Origin of the sequence: Roseococcus sp. YIM B11640, from assembly GCF_049727625.1 — a bacterium.
GTDB lineage: Bacteria > Pseudomonadota > Alphaproteobacteria > Acetobacterales > Acetobacteraceae > Roseococcus.
In genome coordinates, this window is the sequence record NZ_JBBJOZ010000002.1 from 232,186 (window position 1) to 250,009 (window position 17,824).

Genomic DNA, 17,824 nt, shown 5'->3' on the forward strand with positions numbered 1-17,824 from the left:
ATCGATGGAGGGTTAGAGGCGCGGGGTTAAGGCGGCGTGAAGGCCCTCTCGACAGGTCCGGGCCGCGCCGTCAATTTCGCGGCCTCCAACCCTGAGAGGTCCGCCATGCTCTTCGACTTTGAGGCCCTTCCCGCCTCCGAGCGCTACAAGCTCCTGGTTTCGAGCGTGGTGCCGCGGCCCATCGCCTGGGTCGTGAGCCAGGACGAGAAGGGCGTGGTGAACGCGGCCCCCTTCTCCTTCTTCAACGTCTTCACGGATGACCCGGCGGTACTCGCCATCGGCTGCGGTCCGCATCCGAAGGGCCACGCGAAGGACACGCTGAACAATATCAAGGCCACCGGCCAGTTCGTCGTCTGCCTGGTGCCGCATTCGCATATCCAGGAGATGAACGTCACCGCCACCGACTTCGCCGCCGAGGTGGACGAGATCTCTGAGGCCGGGCTGACGCAGGTGCCCTCCACCAAGATCAAGGTGCCCCGCATCGGCGAGAGCCCCGTCGCCATGGAATGCGAGACCTTCCAGCTCATCCCCGTCGGGCACCACACCATCGTCATGGGCAAGATCCTGGCGATGCACATCCATGATGAGGCCGTGCTGGATCCCGTGAAGCACTACGTCGACACGCCGAAGCTCGACCTCGTGGGCCGCATGCATGGCCGCGGCTGGTACGCGCGCACGACGGACCGGGTCGAAGTGCCGCGGATCTCCGTCGCCGATTGGGAAGCGAGGAAGAAGGGCTGAGCGCCACGGCTTACCGCCGCGCTCCCGCCTGGGCGCGGCTCGCCCTGCTGGCGGCCGGCGTCGTCCTGCTGCCCATCCTGGCCGTCGCCGCCGCCGCCGTCACCCCCGCGGGCGATGTCTGGCTGCATATTTGGCGCAGCTCCCTGCCCGACTTTTTGGGCAATACCCTGCTCCTCGCCCTGCTGGTCGCGCTGATGGCGGGCAGCGCGGGGGCGGTCACGGCGTGGCTGGTGACCGCCTGCCGGTTCCCCGGGCGCGACCTGCTGCAGTGGGCGCTGCTGCTGCCGCTCGCCATGCCGGCCTACGTCAGCGGCTATGCCTGGGTGTGGCTGATGGATGTGGCCGGACCCGCGCAACGCGGCCTGCGCGCCGTCACCGGCTGGCATTACGGGGATTACTGGCTGCCCGAGATCCGCAGCCTGGGCGGCGCGGCCATGGTGCTCGCCATGGTCTTGTATCCCTATGTCTACCTGCTGTGCCGTGCGGCCTTCCTGGCGCAGTCCACCTGTCTCGTGGAGGTATCGCGCACGCTCGGGCATTCGCTGTCGCGCGTGTTCTGGCACGTGGCACTGCCACTCGCGCGGCCGGCGCTGGCGGCCGGGCTGCTGCTGGTGCTCATGGAGACGCTGGCCGATTTCGGGACCGTGCAGCATTTCGGCGTCCGCACCTTTACCACCGGAATCTACGAGGCCTGGTTCGCCATGGCCGATCGCGGCGCCGCCTCGCAGCTCGCGCTCGCGCTCCTGCTCTGCATCACGCTGCTGATCGGGCTGGAGCAGGCGGCGCGCGGCGGCCGGCGCTTCCATCCCATGAGCACGCGCCAGGCGCCGCTGCGGCCGGTGCCGCTGCCTGGGGGCAAGGGCGTCCTGGCGCTGCTGGCCTGCCTTCTGCCGCTCGCGCTCGGCTTCCTGGTCCCTGCCGGCGCGCTGCTCGGCCTGATGGCCGAAGCCGGCGACCCGTTCGACCATGACCGCTATATGCCCTATCTCACCCATTCGCTGCTGCTGGCGGCGGTAACGGCGGCGCTGGCCGTGCTGCTCGCGGCCTGGATGGCCTGGGCGGCGCGGATGTACCCGGGCGCCCTCGCCCGGATGGGAAATCGTGCGGTGGCGCTGGGCTATGCGATCCCCGGCTCGGTGATCGCGGTAGGCACGCTGGTGCCCTTCGGCCTGATCGACAATGCCCTGGATGGCTGGGCGCGCGTGCATCTGGGCTTCGGCACGGGGCTGCTGCTCTCCGGCACCATCGTGGCGCTGGTCTTCGCCTATCTGGTGCGGTTCCTGGGCGTCGCGCTCTCCTCGATCGAGAGCGGCATCGCCCGGCTAAAGCCCTCCGTGAGCGCCGCCGCCCGGTCGCTGGGCGCGGGGCCGGCAGGCGTGGCATGGCGGGTGGAGCTGCCGCTCTCGCGCGGGGCGCTGGCGACGGCGGCGATCCTCGTCTTCGTGGATACGATGAAGGAGCTGCCGGCGACACTCATCGTCCGGCCCTTCGACTTCGATACCCTGGCCGTCCGCGTCTACAACCTCGCGACCGACGAGCGCCTGGCCGAGGCCAGCACGGCGGCGCTGCTCATCGTCCTGGTGGGGCTGCTGCCGGTGATCGTGCTGGCGCGGGCGATGAAGCGGGAGTGACGCCGGGCTCTCGCCCGGCGCCGGACATCAATCGGCGTGCTGCTCGGGGGCGGCGCCGCTGTTGAGCTGGATGTAGTTGGCCACGCCCATCTGCTCGATCATGTCGAACTGCGTCTCCAGGAAGTCCTGGTGATGCTCCTCGTCGGCCAGGATCGTCTTGAGCAGGTCACGGCTGACGTAGTCCCGCACGCCCTCGGAATAGGCGATGCCCTCGCGCAGGTCCTCGATCGCCTTGAGCTCGAGCTTGAGGTCGCATTCCAGGACCTCCTTCACGTTCTGGCCGATCAGGATGTGGTTCAGCCGCTGCACGTTGGGCAGGCCGTTGAGGTAGAGGATGCGCTTGATGAGCTCGTCGGCGTGCTTCATCTCCTCGATGCTCTCCGCCATCTCGTGCTTGGCGAGCTTCGTGACGCCCCAGTCGTCGAGCATGCGGGCGTGGAGGAAATACTGGTTGATCGCCGTCAGCTCGTTGGTGAGCTGGGTGTTCAGGAATTCGATGACCTTGGGGTCGCCCTTGGGCATGGCGGTTCACTCCGGCAGGGATGGCTGCCGGTGAATGTCACATGCCACGGAGAGAAATCAAGCGCTAAATACTTGAATTTAAAGGCGACTTAGAGTGAGACGCGTTTGCATCCCGTCTCAGCGCTGCGGCTTGCCGTCCGGCAGGTCCCGCAGGATGCCGAGAATGGCGGCGGTGCAGGTGCCGCACTGCGCCTGGCAGTTGCAGCCCTCATACACTTCCTTGGGACGCGTCGCGCCATTGGAGACGGCGGCGCGGACGTCCCCATCGCTCATTCCATTGCAAAGGCAAATGACCATGGGTGAGTACCGGCTCCCTTAGCGCCAGCCGGCGCGCTGCATGAGGCGAAGCGCCTCGGGGGCATTGGCGAGCATCTTCGCGCCGTCGGGCGCTTCCTTCTTGAAGTCGCCATAGCTGGCCAGGAAGGGATGCACCTCGGCCTCGGCCACCGCCGGGAACTCCATGTTGCCGAGCGCGAAGACGCGCTGGGCCGCCGGGGTGGTGAGGAATTCGAGGAAGACGCGGGCGTTGTCGACGTTCGGGGAGTTCTTCGCCAGGGCGGCGCCCGAGACGTTCACATGCGTGCCGCGGTCGCCCTGGTTGGGGAAGATGATCCCGACGCGCGGCGCGAGTTCACGCTCCTCGGCCTGGTTCGAGATGGACATGAGGCCGAGATAGTAGGTGTTGGAGATCGCGATGGTCCCCTGCCCGGCCATCATCGCACGGATCTGGTCGCGGTCGCCGCCGGCGGGCGGGCGCGCCAGGTTCGCCGCGATGCCGCGGGCCCAGGCCTCGGTCGCCTCGGCGCCATTGGCGGCCAGGAAGCTCGATGCCAGCGCGACGTTGTAGCCATTGCCGGAGGAGCGAACGGCGATCTGCCCCCTGAACTGCTCCTTGGCCAAATCCTCGTAGCGCGAGAGGCCGGCCGGCGCGCCCTTGGCCTTGTCGTACATCAGCACGCGGGCCCGGGTGGAGGCGGCGAACCACTGGCCATCGGGGTCGCGCAGCGCGGCCGGCACGCGGCTGTCGATGGTGGCCGAGGCGTAGGGCTGCGTCAGGCCGAGCTCGGCCGCGCGGGCCAGGCGGCTGGCATCGACCGTGATGATGACATCGGCCGGGCTGTTCGTGCCCTCGGAGCGGATGCGCTCCAGCAGCTGGTCGGCATTGGCTTCGATGACGCGGACGCGGATGCCTGTGGAATCCGTGAAGGCCGAGTGAAGCTGCCGGTCGGCATCATAGTGCCGGGAGGAATAGAGGCTCACCACGCGCTCCTGGGCGCGGGCGATGGCCGGCACGGCAAGGCCGGCGGCGGCGGTCGAAGTCAGGAAGGCCCGGCGATTCATGGGTCCCCATGGGGTTCTGGCGTCGGGCCAGAACTAGCGCGATTGCGAGGCGCTCGCAAGATCCGATGCGAGCGCCTCGCAACTGCACTGAATCGCTCAACTTTCCAGCGCGCGGAGAAACTTCGCCCGGGCGGAGGCGCCAGCCATGACGAAGACATGGTCGGACCCGCCCAGGACGAAGCGGGCACCCATGGCGATGTAGTCCCGCGCCACGACCTCATCGTAGACGCCGCCCATGCCCATGACCTTGCCGTGCTTCCTGCAGGCCGCCGCGACCTTCTCGTAGGCGGCGCGGACGCGCGGATGGCCGATCTGCCCGGCGATGCCCATGGTGGCCGTGAGGTCGCTGGTGCCGAACTTCAGCACGTCCACGCCGGGCACGGCCGCGATGGCCTCGGCATTCTCGACCGCCTCCTCGGTCTCGATCATGCAGGCGATCAGGACCTCGTCGTTGGTCTCCTTCTGCGCCGTCGCGGCATCCGGCGCGGCGAAGCCGTACTGGATGGGCGGCCCGCCCCAGCTGCGCATGCCGAGCGGCGGGAAGCGGAAGGCATTCACCACGGCCTGCGCTTCCTCGGCGGTGTCGATATGCGGCACGACCACGCCCATGGCGCCGTTGTCGAGGCAGCGCGTGCCTTCGAACAGCGCGTCCTTGCAGCAGCGCACGATGGGCGTGCAGCCCTGGTTCAGCGCGGCCATGGCGATGCGCGTGGCGTCGTCCACGCTCATCGCGCCGTGCTCCATGTCGATGAAGAGCCAATCGAAGCCCGATGCGGCGCCCAGAGCGCCGACGGCCGAGCCCCGCAGATGATGCACGCCGAAGCCGAGCGAGAGCTTACCCTCCGCCAGGCGCTGCTTGGCGATGTTCTTCACGATAGGCATGTGTGTTCCTCCGGTTGCGCGGAGGGCATCACGCGGGGCCCGTGCGGTCAATCCGCCGCAATCCTGCCGCCAAGCCGCGCATGATGCGGTCAACCAGACCGGAGGAAGGCCAGATGACGCTCGCCCGCCCGCTCGCCCGCCCGCTCGCCCTGCTGCTGCTCGCGACCACCTCGCTCTCGGCCGCCGAGCTCCCGATCCGTGGAGTTACGCTTTCTTCCGCCGGCGTCGCGCAGATCGAGCGCGCGGGGCCGGTCCCCGGCACCGAGAACGGCGTCGCCTTCGACGTGCCGCTGGACGATGTGGACGACATCCTGCGCTCGCTCGTCGTGGCCGATCCGGCCGGGCGGCTCGACAGCGTCACCATGGCCCCGCAGGACTATGCGGCCGAGGCGTTCCGCAACCTGCCCGTCCGCCCCGAGGACTTCGCCTCCCGCGCGGCGCTGCTGAACGCGCTGCGGGGACACGGCGTGGTCATCGACGGCGTCACCGGCCAGATCGTCCAGGCGGCGGAAGTCGAGGGCGGGCTGCGCGTCTCGCTCATCACGGATACGGGGCTGCGAAGCCTGCTGCTGCGGGACCAGGAGGAACTGCGGCTCCTCGACCCCGCGCTGCGCCAGCGGATCGCCACGGCCGCGCGGCTGCTGTCCGTCACGCGCGCGCAGTCCACGCGCCAGATCATCGTGGTGCTGCGGCCGGGCGATCCCGCGCCCCGCGAGGTGGGCGCGACCTATGTGACCGGCGCGCCGCTCTGGAAGCCCTCCTGGCGCCTCGCCGTGCCGGAGTTCGGCGCCACCGGCGGCCAGGCTCGGCTGATGGGCTGGGCGGTGGTGGAGAACCGAACGGGCTCCGATTGGCTGGGCATTCGCCTCTCGTTGGTCTCGGGCGAGGCGGCGGCGCTGCGCCAGGCGCTCTACACGCCCGTGTACCTGCCGCGCCGCGAGGTCCCGGTGGAAGGCAGCGGCCGCGTGGACGCGCTGGCCGATACGGGCGCGCGCCCCGCGCCGCCTCCGCCGCCCCTGCCCGCCCCCGCCCCGATGGCGCGCATGGCCGCGGGCGCCCCGGCACCCGTCATGGCCGCCGAGGCTGCTCCCGCCGCCACGGAAGCGGTCGCGGCCGCCTCGCTGGGCCGCGTGGCCTTCACCCTGGCCGAGCCGGTGAGCCTCGGCAGCGGCGGCACGGCCAACCTGCCCTTCCTTGACCTCCGCCTCCCGGCCGAGCGCGTCTGGTGGGTGCAAGGGCTCGGAGACCGCCATCCCCTGCAGGCCGTGCGCCTGACCAACGGGACGCCGCACGCCCTGCCTAGCGGCCTGGCGACCGTCTTCGGCAGCGCGGGCTCGGAGGCAGGCGGCTTTCTGGGCGACGCGCAGATCCTCGGCATGCCGCGCGGCGAGACACGGCTGCTCGCCTTCGCGCGCGACCGCGACGTCCAGTACACCACCTCCCAGGCCGGCGAGACGCAGCCGCTGGGCGTCGCGCTGCGCCGCGCGACCGTGGTGGTAAACCAGCGCGGCATCCACACCGTCAGCTTCGCTGTCGATCCGCGCGGCACGCGCGGCAAGTTCGTGGCGGACCTGCCCGTGCGCCGGGGCGAGACGCCGCGCTTCACCCCCATCGCCGAAGGCGATTTCGGCCTGCGCGTGGAAGCCATGCTGGAGGGCCAGCCCACGCGTCTCGACTGGCGGTGGGAGCGCGAGTTCCAGCAGGCGATCCCCCTCTGGGACGCCTCCATTCCCGAACCGCTGCCGCCCATCTGGCGCGACCTGAACCTGGAGCGCGACATCGCCCGCCTGCCCGGCGGCAACGACCGCTATGAGGTGCTGCGGAACCTGCTGCAGCGCCTGCCCGCCGATGCGCCCGGCCGCGCCGATCTCGACGGGCTGCTGCAGGACATGGCGGAGACGCGGCGCCTCATGGACATCTTCCGCACGGCGGCCCGGAACGCCGCCGCTGCGGAATCCGCCCTCGCCCGCGCCCGGCGCGCCTTCGAGGACCGCACAGGCTCCGAGAAGGAGGGCGCGCGCCAGGCCCTCAACGCGGCCTCGCTGGAGGCCAGCCGCACGGGCGCGGCGGCGGACCAGGCCTGGACCTCCTGGCGCAACGCCGCGCAGAAGGTGGTGACGCGAACGAGCGGCTAGCGCCCGATCCACGAAAGCCGATCAGGCTTCAGGGAACGGCGACCGCTTCCTCTCCGCCCGTCTCGATGAGCGCCACCAGCGTGCCGAGCTTGTCCGCGTCCTCCGGAGGCTTGTCGCGGCGGATGCGGGCGATGCGCGGGAAGCGCAGCGCCACGCCGGACTTGTGGCGCGAGGAATACTGCGCGGCGTCGAACTCGACCTCCAGCACAAGTCCACGCTCAACCTCGCGTACCGGGCCGAAGCGATTGGTGGTGTGGTTGCGGATCCACTTGTCGAGCCACAGCAGCTCCTCGTCGGTGTAGCCGGAATAGGCCTTGCCGATGGGAACCAGTTCGCCGTCCTCGCGCCAGAGGCCGAAGGTGTAGTCGGAGTAGAAGCTGCTGCGCTTGCCGTGGCCGCGCTGGGCGTACATCAGCACCGCATCCACGCTGAGCGGGTTGCGCTTCCACTTCCACCAAGGCCCCTTCACGCGGCCGGGCGAGTAGATGCTGTCGCGCCGCTTGAGCATCAGCCCCTCGATCGAGGCCGCACGTGCGCCGGCGCGGATCTCGGCGAGCTGCTCCATGCTGCCGAACTCGATAAGCGGCGAGAGGTCCATGCGGCTAGGCGCGACCCGCGCGAACCAATCTTCGAGGCGCAGGCGCCGCTCGTCGAAGGGCAGCCCGCGCAGGTCTTCCTCGCCTTCGAAGAGCAGGTCGTAGAGGCGCACGCCGGCAGGAAAGTCGCGCAGCATCTTCTGGGTGACGAGCTTGCGGTTCAGGCGCTGCTGCAGGTCGCCGAAAGGGGCCACCTGACCGTCGCGCATCACCAGCAACTCGCCATCCGCCACGCCGTGGAAGGTCATCGCCTCCAGCACCTCCGGGAAGGCGCGCGAGACATCCTCGCCCGAGCGAGACCAGATGCGCGCCCCGCCGGGGCCGGCCGTGAGCTGAACGCGGATGCCGTCCCACTTCCACTCCGCGCGCCAGTCGGCGGCGTCCAGGGTGGCGAAGTCCTTCTCCTCCAGCGGATGGGCGAGCATCAGCGGGCGGAAGATGGGCGCGCCCTTCGGGTCGGGGCGCAACCCCCTGCCCTCCAGCCAGGCGAAGAGCGGCTCGTAGGGCGGGCGGACGCCGTGCCAGACTTCCTCGATCTCGCCGAGGTCGGTCTTCGACCACTCCGCCAGCGCCACCTTGGCCAGCCGCGCCGAGGCGCCGACGCGCAGCCCCCCGGTGACCAGCTTGATCAGCGCGAGGCGCGAGCCGGCATCCAGCGCATCCATCCACCCCTCGATGATCCGCGGCACCTCGCCGCGCGAGGCCGTCTCCAGCGTCTCCACCACATCGGCGAGGCTGACGGGGCCGGCATTGCTGCGCCGGTCCTCGGGCCAGAGCAGCGCGATGGTCTCGGCGAGGTCGCCCACATAGTCGTAGCTGAGGGCGAAGAGTGTCGGGTCCGTCCGGGTCGCGATCAATTCCCGGAGAAGCGCGGGCTTGGCGGTGCGGAACACCAGCTCGCCCGCCAGGGCCGCGAGGCCGATGCCGCGGTCCGGGTCCTTCTGGGTCGCGAACCAGTCGCGCATCAGGGCGATCTTGGCGTTGCGGCCGGGGGAAAAGAGGAGCCGCTCCAGAAGCTCCGCAAAGGCAGGGACGCTCATTCCTCGTCCTCGCCAAGCCCGATGAGATGCAGCGCCCGCCCGCGCACGCCCCGCAGGCCGAGAGCATGGATCAGAGCGTCCTCGCTGCCATGCGTCACCCAGACTTCCGGCGCCTCGACCTCGGCACAGGTATCCAGAAGCTCGGTCCAGTCTGCATGGTCGCTGATGACGAGCGGCAGCTCGACGCCGCCCTGGCGCGCGCGCTGGCGCACCCGCATCCAGCCGGAGGCGAGGCAAGGCAGCGGATCGCTCAGCCGCCGCGCCCAGCGCTCCTGGATCTCGGAAGGCGGGGCCAGGACGATGGTGCCGGCCAGCTTGTCCTTGCCCTGGACCGTCGCCGGGATCAGCTCGCCCAGATCCACGCCGAGCTCCTGGTAGAGCTGGCACATCCGCATCAGCGCGCCATGCAGCGGGATGGGCGAATCCCACCCCGCCTGGCGAAGCAGCGCGATCAGCCGCTGCGCCTTGCCGAGCGAGTAGCACCCCACGACATGCGTGCGCTCGGGAAAGAGGCGCAGGCTCTTGAGCAGCTTGCCGATCTCCTGCTCGGCCGGCGGGTGGTGGAAGACGGGCAGGCCGAAGGTGGCCTCGGTGACGAAGACGTCGCAGCGCTCGGGCTCGAAGGGCGCGCAGGTAGGGTCCGGGCGGCGCTTGTAGTCGCCGGAGACCACGGCGCGCGAACCTTGCCATTCGAGGCAGACCTGGGCGCTTCCGAGCACATGGCCCGCAGGGCGTAGCCAGAGCTTCAGGCCGTTCACGTGCAGCACCTCGCCATAGGCAAGCGGCTGTTGCGACACGCCCGCCCGGTCCGTTCCCATGCGCTCCCGCATGACGGCCAGCGTCTCGGAGGTGGCGAGCACGCGCTCATGGCCCGGGCGGGCGTGGTCGCTATGGCCATGGGTGATGACGGCGCGGTCCACGGGGCGAGTCGGGTCCACGAAGAAGCCGCCGGGCTCGCAGAACAAGCCGGCGGGCGTCACGCGCAACCAGGTCTCGGGATGGGGTGGCATCGGGCTCCTTCACGCGCTCGCGCGGCTCGCATATATCTGGCGCTGGATGAGAACATTGCCAGAACTTTTTGCCGGCTGGTTCGCCGGGCGCGGCTGGTCCCCGCGCCCGCACCAGCTGGAGATGCTGGAGGCCGCACGAGCCGGGCAATCCGCCCTGCTCATCGCGCCCACCGGCGGCGGCAAGACGCTGGCGGGCTTCCTGCCGAGCCTCATCCAGCTCCACGAGGCGCCGCGCGAAGGGCTGCACACGCTCTACGTCTCGCCGCTCAAGGCGCTGGCGGTGGATATCGCCCGCAATCTGGAGGCGCCCATCGCCGAGATGGGCCTGCCCATCCGCGTCGAGACCCGGACCGGCGACACGCCGGCGAACCGGCGCGCCCGCCAGCGGCAGGACCCGCCCAACATCCTCCTGACGACGCCGGAGAGCCTGACGCTGCTGCTCTCGCTGCCGGACGCCGGAACGCTCTTCGGGGGCCTGGAAGCCATCGTGGTGGACGAGGCGCATGCGCTGGCGGGCACCAAGCGCGGCGACCAGCTCTCCCTCTGCATGTCCCGGCTCGCGTCGCTGGCCCCGGGCGCTCGGCGGGTGGGGCTCTCGGCCACCGTGAACCATCCTGACGCGCTGCGCGCCTGGCTCTCGGCCGATGCCACGCCCCAGGGCGTGCGGCTGGTCCGCGCGGCCCCCGGTGCCCCGCCCTCCATCGGCGTGCAGCTGCCCGAGGGGCGCCTGCCCTGGGGCGGGCATATGGGCCTCGCCTCCGCGCCTGACATCCTGGCCCGCATCGAGGATGCGCGGGTCACCATCGTCTTCGTGAATACCCGCGCCCAGGCCGAGCTCATCTTCGCCGCACTCTGGAAGCTGAACGAGAACGCGCTGCCCATCGCGCTCCACCACGGCAGCCTGACCGTGGAGCAGCGCCGCAAGGTCGAGGCCGCGATGGCGGCCGGCAAGCTGCGCGGCGTCGTCGCCACCTCCTCGCTCGACCTCGGCATCGACTGGGGCGATGTGGACCAGGTGATCCAGGTGGGCGCGCCCAAGGGCGTCTCGCGGCTGCTCCAGCGCGTAGGCCGCGCCAACCACCGCATGGACGAGGCCAGCGCCGCGCTGCTGGTGCCCGCCAACCGCTTCGAGGTCATCGAATGCGCCGCCGCGATCGAGAGCGTCGAGGCGGGGGAGCTGGACGGCGAGCCGCCCCGCCCCGGTGGGCTCGACGTACTGGCGCAGCACATCCTCGCCATGGCCTGCCACGCGCCTTTCCACCCGGACGACCTCTATGCCGAGGTCACGCGCGCGGGCGCCTACTCCACCCTCTCCCGCCGCGACTTCGACGACACGCTGCGCTTCGTGGAGGATGGCGGATACGCCCTCTCCTCCTACGAGCGCTACCGGCGGCTCTTCCGGGATTCCGAGGGGTTGATCCATGTGCGCGGCAACCAGGTCGCGCTGCAGCTCAGGCTCAACCTCGGCACCATCGTCGAGCAGCCGCTGCTCAAGGTGAAGCTGCGCGGCGGGCCCGTCCTGGGCGAGGTGGAGGAATGGTTCCTCTCCACGCTGACCCCGGGCGATACCTTCCTCTTCGCCGGCCAGGTTCTCTGCTTCGAGGGGATGGCGGGCATGGTCGCGCAGGTCTCGCGCGGCGGGGGCGGCGAGCCGCGCGTCCCGGCCTATGCAGGCAGCCGAATGCCGCTTTCCACGCATCTCGCCGGCCGCGTCCGCGGCATCCTGGCCGACCGCTCGCACTGGTCCCTGCTGCCCGAGGGCGTGCAGGAATGGCTCGACATGCAGCGCCACATCAGCGAGTTGCCGCGCGAGGACGGCCTGCTGGTCGAGACGTTTCCCCGTGGCGGGCGCTGGTTCATGGTCGCCTACACCTTCGAGGGGCGCCTCGCGCACCAGACGCTCGGCATGCTCGCGACGCGGCGGATGGAGCGGCTGGGCTGGGGGCCGCTTGGCTTCGTCTCCACCGACTACGTGCTGGCCACCTGGTCCGCCTTCGAGCCGGCGGATCCCGACGCCCTCTTCACGGAGGACTTGCTGGGCGAGGAGCTGGAGGAATGGGTGGAGGAGAGCTCCATGCTCCGTCGCACCTTCCGCAACATCGCCACCATCGCGGGCCTCATCCAGAAGAACCATCCCGATGCCGAGAAATCCCGGAAACAGATGAGCGTGAATTCCGACCTGATCTACGACGTCCTCCGCCGCCACGAGCCCGACCACGTCCTGTTGCGCGCCACGCGCGCCGAAGCCGCCTGGGGCCTGACCGACGTGGCACGCATCGGCCAGCTCCTTGCCCGCGCCAAGGGGCACATCCGGCACCGGCGGCTGGATCACGTGTCGCCGCTCGCCGTGCCCGCGCTCATCGAGATCGGCCATGAATGGGTGGCGGGCGGCGCCGAGGAGGCCGTGCTCGCGGAAGCCGTCGCGCTCGTCGACGAAGCGACCGAGGGCCAGGACCATTTCACAGGCGAGCTCGGCCTCGGCGGCATCGCGGAGGACAACCCCGCGCCCGCGCCCCGCCACCGAGAGCGCCGGAAGTCGCGCTTCCACCGGAAGGTGCCGAAGGAGGCCATCCCTTGATCGCCGCCCCCCTTCACCTCGGCGGCGAGCGGCTGATGCTGTGCCCTTCCGGCGTCGCCCTCTGGCCCGCCAGACGCACGCTCATCGTCGCGGACCTGCATTTCGAGAAGGGCAGCGCCTTCGCAGCTCGCGGCGCGCATCTGCCACCCTATGATACCCGCGAAACCCTGTTGCGCCTGGCTTTCGCGATCCGCCGCCATGCGCCGCGCCGCCTCATCGCGCTGGGCGACGCGTGGCATGACGACCACGCCCTCGCCCGAATGGCACCCGCCGACCTTGCGGCCATGCGGAGGCTGCTGGCCCCGCTGGAGGTGATCTGGGTCGCCGGCAATCATGACCCCAGGCCGCAGGACGTGCTGCCGGGCGAGAGCGTCGGAGAGTTCAGCGAAGGAAAGCTGCACTTCCGCCATATCGGCGGCGTCGCGCCGCTGGCGCGCTTCGAGGCGGAGTTGAGCGGCCACTACCATCCCAAGGCGACGCTCCCTACGCGCATCGGCGGCATCACGCGCCCCTGCTTCCTGGCGACGGGGCAGCGCCTGGTCCTGCCGGCCTTCGGTGCCTTCACTGGGGGGCTCGACGTCCGCGACCCGGCCATGACCATGGTCGCGAAAGCGGCCCAGCGGGTATTCCTGCTGGGCCGCGACCGGCTCCATAGCGCCTCATTTGAGGCGCTGCGGGCCTAGCCGTCACATGATGAGCGGCTGGTTGACCGGCATCACCGTGCCGTTGGTCGCCAGGATCTGCGGGCCGGCGAGCATGGCGGGGTTCGGGTAGCCGTTCGCGCCGCCCACGCCGAAGCCGCTGTCGCCGATCACGCGGATCTGCACGGCACCGCCCGCGGGCGAGAAGACCTCGAGCGTGTTGCCGTTGCGGGTCCGCAGGTTCACCCGGCGCTCCGCGAAGTCCGCCACCGTATAGCGGCCTTCCACGATGTGCATGTTGACGAAGGCTTGCAGGCGGACGATGTCGCCCTGCTGGCGCTGCTGGTTCGAGCCGCCGGTGCTGGGCATCATGTCCTCGCGCAGCGCGATCGGCACCAGCTCCACGGCCGGATCGGGCAGTGCGAACAGAGTGAACGGGCCGGGGCCGCGCAGCGTCTCGATGGCGCCAGCCTGGCGGGCGTATTCCAGGAAGCTGTTGAAGCCCCCGGCCTGCGCCAGGGAGTCGACCACGTTGGTGGCAGGAAGGACGCTGCCGCCGGCCACCACGGGCCGGTTGGCCTGCGCCAGGGCCGGGAGCGGCAGGGCGGCGGCGCAGGCGCCGAACAGCATGAGGCGACGGGAGGTCATCTTCGGGGGGCCTTTCATGTTGGAGCCGCGCATGGCGGCGATGCAGCCAAAACGTGGCCGAAAGCGCCCGGTTGCCAGGCTTCGGCTTTGCGCGGCGCGCCCGATGCCCCACATTCGATACAGATGCATGCTTCACCTGCCCTTTTCTGGTTCCGACAGGATCTTCGCCTCGCCGACAATCCCGGTCTCTTCGGCCTCCGGACCCGCCCTCTCCTCGCCGCCTTCGTGCTGGATGACGAGGCTGCGGGCGCTTGGGCGTATGGCGGCGCGCAGCGGTGGTGGCTGCACCATTCCCTGAAGGCGCTGGGCGAAGCACTGGAAGCGAGGGGCATCGGCCTGCATCTCGCCTCCGGCGATTCGGCCGAGATCATTCCCCGTCTGGCGGCCGCGATCGGCGCGGAGGAAGTCGTAGCTGCCCGCATGTACGAGCCATGGGCCGTGCGGCGTGATGGCGCCGTCGCGCGGGCCCTGGCGAAGGACGGGCGCAGCCTGACCCTGGAAACCGGCGCGCTTCTCCACGATCCGGACGGGCTTAGGACCGGCGCCGGCAAGCCCTATTCGGTCTACACCCCCTTTGCCCGAGCTCTCTCGGCCCAGCCCGAGGCACCGCCCCCGCTTCCGGCGCCGCAGGCCCTGCATCCGGCCGCGGAGGCTCCCCAGGGTCTCGCGCTCGACGACCTGGGGTTGCTGCCACGTCGGGACTGGTGGCGGGAGTTCCCGCAGCATTGGATGCCCGGCGAGGCCGGAGCCCAACGCGCCCTCGCGGACGCCGGCAAGGTGCTCCCGGCCTACGGCTCGGCGCGCGACTTCCCCGCCCGCGCCGGCACCTCGCGCCTCAGCCCGCATCTGCACTTCGGCGAGGTCAGCCCGCGCCAGGTCTTCCATGCCGCCCGCGGCGAAGGGGCTTTCCTGAAGGAGCTCTACTGGCGGGAATTCTCGTATCACCTCCTCGCGCATCGGCCAGAGATGCCCGAGCAGCCGCTGCGTCCGGAGTTCGCCCGCATGCCCTGGCGGCGGGACGCGCGGGCGCTCCGCGCCTGGCAGCAGGGCCGCACGGGCTATCCCTTCATCGACGCGGGCATGCGGCAGCTTTGGCGCACCGGCTGGATGCACAATCGCGTCCGCATGGCCACGGCCTCATTCCTCGTGAAGCACCTGCTCCTGCCGTGGCAGGAGGGTGAGGCCTGGTTCTGGGACACGCTGCTGGACGCGGACCTCGCCAACAACTCGGCCAATTGGCAGTGGGTCGCGGGCTCGGGCGTCGACGCTTCGCCTTTCTTCCGCATCTTCAATCCCATTACCCAGGGCGAGAAATTCGACGCGGACGGCGCCTATGTGCGCGAGTGGGTGCCCGAGCTGGCTAAGCTGCCGGCGAAGTTCCTGCATTGCCCCTGGCTGGCGCCCGCTGAGCTTCTTTCAAAAGCCGGGATCGAGCTCGGCCGCGACTATCCGCGTGCCATCGTCGCGCATGAGGAAGCGCGGGCCCGTGCCCTTGCCGGGTATGCGGGGATCCGCGCGTCATGACGCCCAGCATACCTCAGCTGCGCGCCCGGGGGTTTCGCGGCCTGCGCGTCGTCGGCGATGTCCATGGAGAGGCTAAGGCGCTGGAGGCTGCCATCATCGGCGGCTGCGACGAGGATCTGTTCATCATCCAGCTGGGCGACCTCACCGATTACGGGCCGGATTCCCCGGGCGTGCTCCGCGCCGCCTTCGCCATGCTCGATGCCGAGGCCGGGCTTTTCCTGCTGGGCAACCACGACCACAAGCTGCGCCGCGCGCTGGTCGGCGCGCGGGTCCGCAGCCCCGCCGAGGCGACGCCGCGCACCCTGGAGCAGCTTCGCGAAGCGCCGGACGGCGAGTGGCTCAGCCAGCGGGCGGTCGAGGCCATCGCAAAGGCGCCGGCCTGGCTGCGGCTGGGCAACCGGATCTTCGTTCACGCCGCCTTCCACCCGGCCATGTTGTTCGACGCCGCGCCGCGCGACACCGGCACGCGCCGGCCGGACGGCATCGCTTCGCGCGCGCTGTTTGGCCAGGTCACGGGCCGCACGCAGGGCGATGGCTATCCCGAGCGCCTGCTCCATTGGGTAGATTCCATCCCGCCGGGCATCACGGTCTTCTGCGGGCATGACCAGCGCTCGACCGACGGCCGCCCCTGGCGCACCCATGGCCGGCTGGGTGGGGAGGCCGTGTTCGTCGACACCGGCTCCGGCAAGGGCGGCCATCTCTCCTGGGTGGATCTGGAGTTCTAGAGGCTCGCGGTCAGCGCGGCTTCCACAGCTCCTCGTTGCGCAGCAGCTCCGCGCATTTCGCGGCGATGGCCGCGAGCAGCTTCTCGCCCTTCTCCGCTGTCGCGACGCGCGCGTCGCCGACGACCCCGCTTTCCGTGAACTCGCGGAAGGAACGGCGCATCAGCAGGCCAGGCGGCTGCCCCGGCACACGGGAGCTTCCGGGCCCATGCGCATCCGGCAGGCGTTCCTTCCGCACGCCCTCGGGCATCAGGTGCATCACCATGGAGGTTTCGGCCTCGCAGGCGTGCATGAGGCCCGCCTGGCGCTCCAGCAGCGGGGCGATCACCTCGGGCACCATGTGCCAATAGGTACCGCCGGCGACCCGGATCCCGAATTCCGCGGCCAGGTCGGTCGCGGCGGTTCCGATGGCTTCGGCGTTGCCGCCATGGCCGTTGAGCAGCATCACGCGCTTGAAGCCGTGCCGCGCGGCGGAGCGCACGATGTGACGCAGGATGTCCTGGAAAGCCCGGCTATCGAGCGTGACCGTGCCGCCGAAGGCCATGTGATGCTCGGCAAGGCCGGTCCAGACCACGGGCGTCACCAGCGCGGGGTGGCCCGATTCCACCAGTATCTGCGCCGTTTCCAGCGCGACGTTGCCGCCGAGGATGATATCCGTGCCGGTCGCGAGATGTGGCCCGTGCTGCTCCATGGAGGCGACGGGCACGATGAGCAGCGCATCCGCCGCCGCCAACTCCTGCACCTCGGCGGCGGTGAGCTTCATCCATTCGATGCTCTGCGCCATCAGTTGAGCCGCGCGCCCGAGGCCTCGACCATCTGCTGCCGTAGCGGAAACTCCTTCTCCAGGAACCGCACGAAATCCGCAGGCGAAGGGTCGGGAACCGGCAGGGTGCCGAGCTCGGTCATCGCGGCGCGGACGCTTGGCACCTCGAGCGCCGTGCCCATCGCCGCTCCGATGGCGGTGATCGCCGTATCCGGCGTCCCGCTCCGCGCGACGAGCCCCCACCAGTCGTCGACATCGAGCTCGGTCTGCGGAAACGCCTCGGTCACGGTCGGGACCATGGTCAGCTCCTGCGTCCAGACGGCCCGGTACTTCCCCGTTGTCGCGAGGGCCCGCACGGTGCCCGTCCTGATGAGCGGCAGCAGGCCCGTCGCGGCGGCGATGGCGAAGTCAGCCGTTCCGGAGGCGACGGCGCGGGCCTGGAAGCTCCCGCCTTCGTCATGGTGCTGGTAGGCCACCGCATCGGCCGGCAGCCCCAGCCGCTTCAGCAGCAGCGCCATGACGAGATGGCCGATAGAGCCCGCGCCGCTGGTGGCGAGCTTGACCTCGCCCGGACGCGCGCGGATCGCGGCGATAAGGGCGGACAGGTCGGCCCAGGGCTTGTCCTTCGGCACCACCAGAAGCACCGCCGTCTCGCCGATGCGCGTAATGGGCGCGAAGTCGCGGCGCGGCCGGTAGGGCAGCTGGTCGCCGAAGAGAAACTCATGTGCGGTCAGCAGGCTCGAAGAGGCGACGAGCACCGAATGGCCGTCCGCCGGCGCATCGATCATGGCGACGGCGCCCGTGATGCCGCTGTTGCCGGGGATCCAGGCCATCTCGACCGGCCGGCGCAGCGCCTCCTGCAGGTGCGGCTGCAGGAGCGTCGCCACGGCGGTCGTGGATCCGCCACGGCTATAAGGCACGATGAGGCGCAAGGGCGCAGCCTGGGCTCTTGCCCCGAGCGGCGAAAGGGCAAGGCTGCCCGCAAGGGCCGCTGTGAATGTCCTTCGGGTGGTCACGAGCCGATCCTCCGCGCTTGCGCGCGGAGGATCG

At 70.4% G+C, this 17,824-nt stretch carries 16 protein-coding genes; 7 read left to right on the forward strand and 9 right to left on the reverse strand.

The features are described from left to right. The first annotated feature begins 105 nt into the window (after positions 1–105). A complete protein-coding gene (locus WJM96_RS08545; protein WP_424812048.1) occupies positions 106–741 on the forward strand; it encodes a flavin reductase family protein in 636 nt (211 codons plus the stop codon). Then, positions 717–2,372: an ABC transporter permease gene (locus WJM96_RS08550; protein ID WP_424812049.1), complete on the forward strand. Its 1,656-nt coding sequence runs from the start codon at positions 717–719 to the stop codon at positions 2,370–2,372. Before WJM96_RS08545 ends, WJM96_RS08550 begins: the two co-directional genes overlap by 25 nt. A gap of 27 nt (positions 2,373–2,399) precedes the next feature. Here WJM96_RS08550 and bfr read toward each other — a convergent pair whose 3' ends face one another. The 4 genes from bfr to WJM96_RS08570 all read right to left on the reverse strand — a co-directional run bounded on the left by bfr (position 2,400) and on the right by WJM96_RS08570 (position 5,117). After that, entirely contained in the window at positions 2,400–2,894 is a 495-nt protein-coding gene (gene bfr, locus WJM96_RS08555) for a bacterioferritin (RefSeq protein ID WP_424812050.1), read from the reverse strand. Positions 2,895–3,011: 117 nt separating this feature from the next. After that, entirely contained in the window at positions 3,012–3,191 is a 180-nt protein-coding gene (locus WJM96_RS08560; RefSeq protein WP_424812051.1) for a (2Fe-2S)-binding protein, read from the reverse strand. 18 nt (positions 3,192–3,209) lie between these two features. Further along, positions 3,210–4,235, reverse strand: a complete 1,026-nt coding sequence (locus tag WJM96_RS08565) for an extracellular solute-binding protein (protein ID WP_424812052.1) — start codon at positions 4,233–4,235, stop codon at positions 3,210–3,212. A gap of 96 nt (positions 4,236–4,331) precedes the next feature. After that, positions 4,332–5,117 (reverse strand): HpcH/HpaI aldolase family protein, encoded by a 786-nt coding sequence (locus WJM96_RS08570; RefSeq protein ID WP_424812053.1) that lies wholly within the window; start codon positions 5,115–5,117, stop codon positions 4,332–4,334. Between the two features lie 113 nt (positions 5,118–5,230). On the opposite strand from WJM96_RS08570, the gene WJM96_RS08575 reads away from it, so the two are divergent. Beyond that, on the forward strand, positions 5,231–7,252 hold the full coding sequence (locus tag WJM96_RS08575) for a hypothetical protein (protein ID WP_424812054.1): 2,022 nt from the start codon (positions 5,231–5,233) through the stop codon (positions 7,250–7,252). Between the two features lie 28 nt (positions 7,253–7,280). Here WJM96_RS08575 and WJM96_RS08580 read toward each other — a convergent pair whose 3' ends face one another. Both WJM96_RS08580 and WJM96_RS08585 read right to left on the reverse strand, forming a co-directional pair. Then, positions 7,281–8,888: a cisplatin damage response ATP-dependent DNA ligase gene (locus WJM96_RS08580; RefSeq protein WP_424812055.1), complete on the reverse strand. Its 1,608-nt coding sequence runs from the start codon at positions 8,886–8,888 to the stop codon at positions 7,281–7,283. Further along, the gene (locus tag WJM96_RS08585) at positions 8,885–9,898 is read right to left on the reverse strand and encodes a ligase-associated DNA damage response exonuclease (RefSeq protein ID WP_424812056.1); all 1,014 of its coding nucleotides are present in this window, start codon (positions 9,896–9,898) and stop codon (positions 8,885–8,887) included. The genes WJM96_RS08580 and WJM96_RS08585 overlap by 4 nt, the downstream gene beginning before the upstream one ends. A gap of 46 nt (positions 9,899–9,944) precedes the next feature. Here WJM96_RS08585 and WJM96_RS08590 point away from each other — a divergent pair, with 46 nt between their 5' ends. Continuing rightward, a complete protein-coding gene (locus tag WJM96_RS08590) occupies positions 9,945–12,476 on the forward strand; it encodes a ligase-associated DNA damage response DEXH box helicase (RefSeq protein ID WP_424812057.1) in 2,532 nt (843 codons plus the stop codon). Beyond that, the gene (pdeM, locus tag WJM96_RS08595) at positions 12,473–13,159 is read left to right on the forward strand and encodes a ligase-associated DNA damage response endonuclease PdeM (RefSeq protein ID WP_424812058.1); all 687 of its coding nucleotides are present in this window, start codon (positions 12,473–12,475) and stop codon (positions 13,157–13,159) included. The genes WJM96_RS08590 and pdeM overlap by 4 nt, the downstream gene beginning before the upstream one ends. Before the next feature lie 3 nt (positions 13,160–13,162). Here pdeM and WJM96_RS08600 read toward each other — a convergent pair whose 3' ends face one another. Continuing rightward, a complete protein-coding gene (locus WJM96_RS08600) occupies positions 13,163–13,765 on the reverse strand; it encodes a fasciclin domain-containing protein (RefSeq protein ID WP_424812059.1) in 603 nt (200 codons plus the stop codon). A 123-nt stretch (positions 13,766–13,888) separates the two neighbouring features. Between WJM96_RS08600 and WJM96_RS08605 the strand changes: the two genes are divergently transcribed. Next, on the forward strand, positions 13,889–15,289 hold the full coding sequence (locus tag WJM96_RS08605; protein WP_424812060.1) for a cryptochrome/photolyase family protein: 1,401 nt from the start codon (positions 13,889–13,891) through the stop codon (positions 15,287–15,289). Further along, positions 15,286–16,014 (forward strand): metallophosphoesterase, encoded by a 729-nt coding sequence (locus WJM96_RS08610; protein ID WP_424812061.1) that lies wholly within the window; start codon positions 15,286–15,288, stop codon positions 16,012–16,014. The genes WJM96_RS08605 and WJM96_RS08610 overlap by 4 nt, the downstream gene beginning before the upstream one ends. A gap of 10 nt (positions 16,015–16,024) precedes the next feature. On the opposite strand, the gene WJM96_RS08615 is transcribed toward WJM96_RS08610, so the two are convergent. Both WJM96_RS08615 and WJM96_RS08620 read right to left on the reverse strand, forming a co-directional pair. Next, entirely contained in the window at positions 16,025–16,795 is a 771-nt protein-coding gene (locus tag WJM96_RS08615) for a creatininase family protein (RefSeq protein ID WP_424812062.1), read from the reverse strand. Beyond that, positions 16,795–17,661, reverse strand: a complete 867-nt coding sequence (locus tag WJM96_RS08620; RefSeq protein ID WP_424812063.1) for a Bug family tripartite tricarboxylate transporter substrate binding protein — start codon at positions 17,659–17,661, stop codon at positions 16,795–16,797. The genes WJM96_RS08615 and WJM96_RS08620 overlap by 1 nt, the downstream gene beginning before the upstream one ends. Between the last annotated feature and the right edge of the window lie 163 nt (positions 17,662–17,824).

Excerpts from the sequence above, each read along its gene's own strand:
- bfr (WP_424812050.1), bottom strand. The coding sequence starts at position 2,894 with ATGCCCAAGGGCGACCCCAAGGTCATCGAATTCCTGAACACCCAGCTC.
- WJM96_RS08610 (WP_424812061.1), top strand. The coding sequence starts at position 15,286 with ATGACGCCCAGCATACCTCAGCTGCGCGCCCGGGGGTTTCGCGGCCTG.
- WJM96_RS08570 (WP_424812053.1), bottom strand. The coding sequence starts at position 5,117 with ATGCCTATCGTGAAGAACATCGCCAAGCAGCGCCTGGCGGAGGGTAAG.
- WJM96_RS08565 (WP_424812052.1), bottom strand. The coding sequence starts at position 4,235 with ATGAATCGCCGGGCCTTCCTGACTTCGACCGCCGCCGCCGGCCTTGCC.
- WJM96_RS08605 (WP_424812060.1), top strand. The coding sequence starts at position 13,889 with ATGCATGCTTCACCTGCCCTTTTCTGGTTCCGACAGGATCTTCGCCTC.
- WJM96_RS08560 (WP_424812051.1), bottom strand. The coding sequence starts at position 3,191 with ATGGTCATTTGCCTTTGCAATGGAATGAGCGATGGGGACGTCCGCGCC.
- WJM96_RS08600 (WP_424812059.1), bottom strand. The coding sequence starts at position 13,765 with ATGACCTCCCGTCGCCTCATGCTGTTCGGCGCCTGCGCCGCCGCCCTG.
- WJM96_RS08575 (WP_424812054.1), top strand. The coding sequence starts at position 5,231 with ATGACGCTCGCCCGCCCGCTCGCCCGCCCGCTCGCCCTGCTGCTGCTC.
- WJM96_RS08615 (WP_424812062.1), bottom strand. The coding sequence starts at position 16,795 with ATGGCGCAGAGCATCGAATGGATGAAGCTCACCGCCGCCGAGGTGCAG.
- WJM96_RS08580 (WP_424812055.1), bottom strand. The coding sequence starts at position 8,888 with ATGAGCGTCCCTGCCTTTGCGGAGCTTCTGGAGCGGCTCCTCTTTTCC.
- WJM96_RS08545 (WP_424812048.1), top strand. The coding sequence starts at position 106 with ATGCTCTTCGACTTTGAGGCCCTTCCCGCCTCCGAGCGCTACAAGCTC.
- WJM96_RS08585 (WP_424812056.1), bottom strand. The coding sequence starts at position 9,898 with ATGCCACCCCATCCCGAGACCTGGTTGCGCGTGACGCCCGCCGGCTTG.
- WJM96_RS08590 (WP_424812057.1), top strand. The coding sequence starts at position 9,945 with ATGAGAACATTGCCAGAACTTTTTGCCGGCTGGTTCGCCGGGCGCGGC.